The organism is Microcystis sp. T1-4 (assembly GCF_000297435.1).
In the GTDB taxonomy this organism is placed as follows: Bacteria; Cyanobacteriota; Cyanobacteriia; order Cyanobacteriales; family Microcystaceae; genus Microcystis.
In genome coordinates this window covers 1-4903 of record NZ_CAIP01000104.1, presented here as the reverse complement: position 1 = coordinate 4903, position 4903 = coordinate 1, and the positions used below count along the sequence as shown (strand labels likewise).

Annotated in this window: 4 protein-coding genes; 3 read left to right on the top strand and 1 reads right to left on the bottom strand. The window is 46.3% G+C overall.

Annotation, left to right across the window (positions count from 1 at the left end; translation table 11 throughout):
* Both MICAI_RS05740 and MICAI_RS05735 read left to right on the top strand, forming a co-directional pair.
* Positions 1-444 (top strand): hypothetical protein (locus tag MICAI_RS05740; protein WP_051011157.1); only part of this gene is annotated, 444 nt, incomplete at its 5' end.
* Between the two features lie 182 nt (positions 445-626).
* Positions 627-854: a hypothetical protein gene (locus MICAI_RS05735; RefSeq protein ID WP_008199051.1), complete on the top strand. Its 228-nt coding sequence runs from the start codon at positions 627-629 to the stop codon at positions 852-854.
* Positions 855-968: 114 nt separating this feature from the next.
* On the opposite strand, the gene MICAI_RS05730 is transcribed toward MICAI_RS05735, so the two are convergent.
* On the bottom strand, positions 969-1976 hold the full coding sequence (locus MICAI_RS05730) for a hypothetical protein (RefSeq protein ID WP_232306145.1): 1008 nt from the start codon (positions 1974-1976) through the stop codon (positions 969-971).
* Positions 1977-2536: 560 nt separating this feature from the next.
* Between MICAI_RS05730 and MICAI_RS25320 the strand changes: the two genes are divergently transcribed.
* Positions 2537-4903, top strand: a 2367-nt coding sequence (locus tag MICAI_RS25320; RefSeq protein WP_039899659.1) for a VWA domain-containing protein, incomplete at its 3' end; no start/stop codon positions are given.

Below are 4903 nucleotides of genomic sequence, written 5' to 3'. Positions count from 1 at the left end.
AAGTGGAGGTTAATCAGGGGATTATATGAAAAGGAGTTCGAGAGGGAACAGATAATTAAACTGTTTGAAATCATCGACAATATGATGACTTTATCCCCTGAATTGCAGTCAAGTTTAGAGAGTAAAATTAAACAATTTGAGGAGGAAAGAACCATGCCTTTAATAAGTAATATGGAGTTACGAGGAAGGAAAATTGGTGAGGAAATTGGGGAGTTACGAGGAATGGAACGCGGTAAGGAAATCGGTAAGGAAATTGGAGCGTTACAAAAAAGCCGCGATGCCATAAAAACAGTTTTAACTGTGCGGTTTGGAGAGATTTCTTCAGAAATTGAAGAGATAATCGGCAAAATCACTAACCCTACTATCTTAGAAGAGCTACTAAAATTAGCAGCTACCGCTAATTCTCTCGCAGAATTTAGGCAGTCTTTGGCAAGAATCCAATAATCTTATCCTAATATATAGAAAACGGGTTTCTCGGAGAAACCCGTTTTCTGTATAATCTTAATTTTTGTTACAGGGGTCTTGACAAATTCGGGATTGTTGCCCAAAAATAGTCGCAGTAAACCTTTGCAGTTAATGTCATGACTTCTACCCTGTTGCCCCTCCTTCCTTCTGTTTAAGATGTTTTGTTCAATTTCGCTCAATCTGATGGTTTTTGGGCGAATTTAGAAACCGCTTTTGGCACAAGTTATGATGTGGTTAAAGCGACGCAATTACGACAGCAGTGGCAAAGCCGAGATTTCACTCAACTTCCTGAGATTGAGGTTGTCAGTGATGAGGTTTTAGGAAAGGCGAATGGTGCTTATGCGATCGCTCTTAAGGAGATTTACTTAGGGTTAGCTGAATATCAGTGAAAGCTTTGCTAGAAAGGGGTTTAGGTTTTTTGGTCAAGAAAAATGCCAGAAACAAACCGAGAGTAGTTCACACTCTTATTTAACGGTGGTGGGCAATGTCTATCCTGGGAAAAACTACGGGGTGAGCAATATCGGTCTTCGGGCATTTAAACGAATCCCGCACGGGCCTGTCACAGAGGAGCGTGCGAGCAGGTAATCGGTAGAGCGCCCCGTGGTTTTGTCCTTAACGGTGAAAGTGATCGAGCCATCTGACGACTGTTCGATACCGGCCGGTCCGTCTAGAAAAGCTCCCTCTCGAACGGTAGCGACCGGTTTGAAAGCGCCTTGTATTTCCACAAAAAGGGACTGACGGGTAATTCCCCACAACGGCTCCTTATCCACTTTTTGAAACAAACTCAACCAACTTCCGGCGAGTGTCTTGGGAACAGCGATCTCTATCGCCAGTGGCCCTGCTTTTATTTCCCTAAGAAAAGGATCGCGGAAACGACCAGCGTTAGTTACGAAAGTTCTCCCAGAGTGAGTGCTGTCGATGTACCACCCAGTTATACCGTTCCGACTCCGCGCACTTTCTCCTGAAAGTATGGTGGTGACAGTAATCCCATCGTAAAAGAACAACTCATCTTTTATCCCTCTGAGCAAAATACCTCGTAATCGCGGGACATCATAAACGGGGTAAACAAGACTAGCACCCCGTGCGATCGACTCCATCTCTTTCCCTTCTCCAGCAATGATCTCCAAGGTGGTGAGGGATGATCGTCCCCAAAATGTAGCGCGATGACCAGTGATCAATACGCGATCCAACGCCTGGCTGTAAACTCCCTGAGCGAGGAGACAATTACCCCAGAAACGATGCCAAAACGAGCAGGGTCGCTCGTAGAGTTCGGGAAGTGCCTTCGGTGTACCAAGGGTAGGGGGATTAGCATTCAGATCGAGCCGAGCCATGTAATCGATTTGTCCCCCATCGATCCAGAGCCAACCATCTCGGGTCGAAACCAGAGCGTCAATCTGGCCGTAATCGTATTGCGGGGCCCTCACCGATACCAGAGGCGTTGGAGTGCCTTTCCGTTTCAGTAGCAGGGTATCGACACCGGAGACGACCACCTCCAACGATTGGCCGCGCATTGGGATTGTTACTCGTGCTGTTTTATTCGGGGATAATGTTAATCTCGTCTCGGGTTTTCGCTCTACCGGTGAGAGACAATATTTATCTAAAGGTTCGGCTATAACTCGCGGAATGTTAGCGACGAGAATTAAAAAAAACAATCGAAAAATAGGTCGCCACCCATTCCGATAATCATACCGACCACCCCAAGAATGGCTAAATAACATAAGCGGTTTCTCCCGACGCTGATTGCCTGCCTTCTCGACTTGTCCTTATCCTACAATATCACTACCGGCAATCCCGAAGTTGAGCAACCGACCATACATTATCAGGTAAATTAAATCAAGTTTATTGTGCTTAATTAGTAAAACTTATGCAAAAAAAAAAATAAAGATAACTTATATGTATTGACGAGACAAAAAAATGCTACTAGGATAGTAACAAGGATTAATTAAAGAGTTGACGGTCTCCGATGGCGATCATTTGCAATCCTCTGAATAAATAATAAGAACAAAGCAAATTTTGGGCGATGCTCACTCTACAAAATCTTCCAAGAAAATAAAATTAAAATAATTAAACTATGTACGATCCCGTTGAAATCACTAAACTTTTTGTATTCGGAACAAACAGTCCATCACCGGATGACTACAATCAACATATTAGGCCGACAGGGGCTACTCCCGCATCGATTACCTACAACATGAGTGATTATATGACTGGCGGCGGCGGGCGTTTCGCCTATCCGTCACTGTTCGGTGCCGTAGAAAAGTTTTTCACTACAGCTATTGCTGATGGTACTTATACTTACAGTCAGATAGCAACCCTTCTTGGTTTGTCCGCGAGCGATCTAACAGTTGGAATCTCTCAGTACGGGACAGGCATCGGTAGTGCCGATCATGCCGAACGTTCATACATTTTCGGTAGCACCCAATTTAGACTTGACACGTCGAGAACCACCTTCGAGGTCGTTGGCGGTGTCAAGACTATCAAAAACATGGAGGTGCGTGTTTTTGATGACAATTTTGACTTTACGGCAGGTAATCCACTTGCCCAATTAATTAACGATCTTTTGCTTGAACCGACTTTAGATCCCTATGGATTGGGACGCGGGCCAGTCGATATTCTTTTTAGTGGGTCGGGAAAAACTTACGCTAGTTACAGTCAGACAGATTTCGTGACCGATGAAGGACGTGAGGGCGAGGTGAGCGTTATCGGTAGCTCGTCACGTCCTTTCAAAGATGCCGCCGGGATTCTCAGTCTCCCAAGCTCCTACCTATCGAACATCGCCTCAGATTCGTTCCTGTCTTTTAAGCGCGGCGATTTAAAAGTAATTTACGGAACCCCCGGAAGCGACAATCTTAACTCATTGGATGCGGAGTTCAGCTTTGATATTTATTTCGGGTTTCTAATGGTCGGGGGTGCTGGAAACGATACACTGAACGGGGATCCATTTGCCGATGAGCTTCAAGGAGGCGAGGGCAGCGACGTTTTGAATGGCGCTCTCGGAAACGATACTCTGATTGGCGGCGTGGATAACGACACCCTGAACGGCGGTCTCGGAGACGATCTCTTCATAGGTGGTGCGGGCGATGACAGTATAGACGGCGGCTCATTCGTATTCGGACTTTTCGCAGGAAACGACCGCTCTCAATATAGGGGTACTTTGGCTGACTACGATGTCGAGTTTCTGCCCGACGATACCGTCCGAATCCGGGACAAAGTAAGCGGCCGCGACGGTACTGACATCCTTAAAGGTGTTGAGGTCGCGGTCTTTTCCAATAAATCGATCAATCTCGGGCCCGGACAGGATATCGCCTTCGTGATCGACACGACCGGGAGTATGTTCGACGACATCGATGCGGTTAAGTCGAGCTCCAGCCAGATTATCAACGCGATTTTTGACGGTGAAGGCGGCTTTTTAGATTCTCGGATCGCCGTAGTAGGTTATAACGATCCGGGGACAAACACTTTTCTGAATTTTACTGACCAACCGAAGATAGATGACAGAAAGACAGCGGCCATCAATGCCATTAATAGCATTTCAGTGGGTGGCGGCGGTGACTTTCCTGAATTAGTCAACTCGGGATTGCTCCGTGCCTTGTCTGGTGGTGCTGGCGAATGGAACAAAGAGGCTATTTCCCGTTCGATCATCCTGTTCGGCGATGCACCACCCAAGGATACTGAGCTTCGCGCTCAGGTGCTGGAGCTTGCTGCCAATATTGGTGTCTCAATTCCCAGCACGCTCAGGTCAATGTCTATCGTCGGTGACATCGAAACCAGTAGCGTTACCACAGGTCTCACCGCAACGAGATTTTCTGTCTCAACAGTGGACGCAGAAGGAACTGAGGAAACTTTTCCTGTTCAAATCTTCACGATCTTGATCGGTAATGATCCGACAACAGCCACTGATTTTAACAGTCTTGCCACCGAAACGGGCGGTAAAGCTTTTACCGCAGCGGACGCGGGAGAAATTGTTCCCAAAATCTTAGAAGTGATCGACGAAGTTACCACAATTGTCACCTTAGCTGTCTCTCCTGGAAGTGTTACTGAAGATGGGACAACTAACTTCGTCTATACCTTCACTCGCACCGGAGCAACAACTGATGCTTTGACCGTCAATTATACAGTCGGGGGGACAGCCACTTTTGACACAGATTACACCCAAACTGGTGCAGCAAGTTTCACCGCAACCACAGGGACAGTTACTTTCGCTGCTGGTTCAGATACTGCGACTGTAACAATTGACCCCACTGCTGATACAAATGTTGAAGATGATGAAACCGTAACTTTAAACCTTGCTCCTGGGACAGGTTATGCCATAGGTACGACTGACGCAGTTGTGGGAATCATTACTAATACTGATACTGATAATGAAAATCCTAGTAATCAAGCTCCGACAAATTTAGCATTAAGTGCCAGTACCGTAGATGAAAATGTTGCCCCCAAT

What these genes read in the sequence shown, in the direction of transcription:
- MICAI_RS05730 (WP_232306145.1), bottom strand. Translation starts at nt 1,976, where the DNA reads ATGCGCGGCCAATCGTTGGAGGTGGTCGTCTCCGGTGTCGATACCCTG.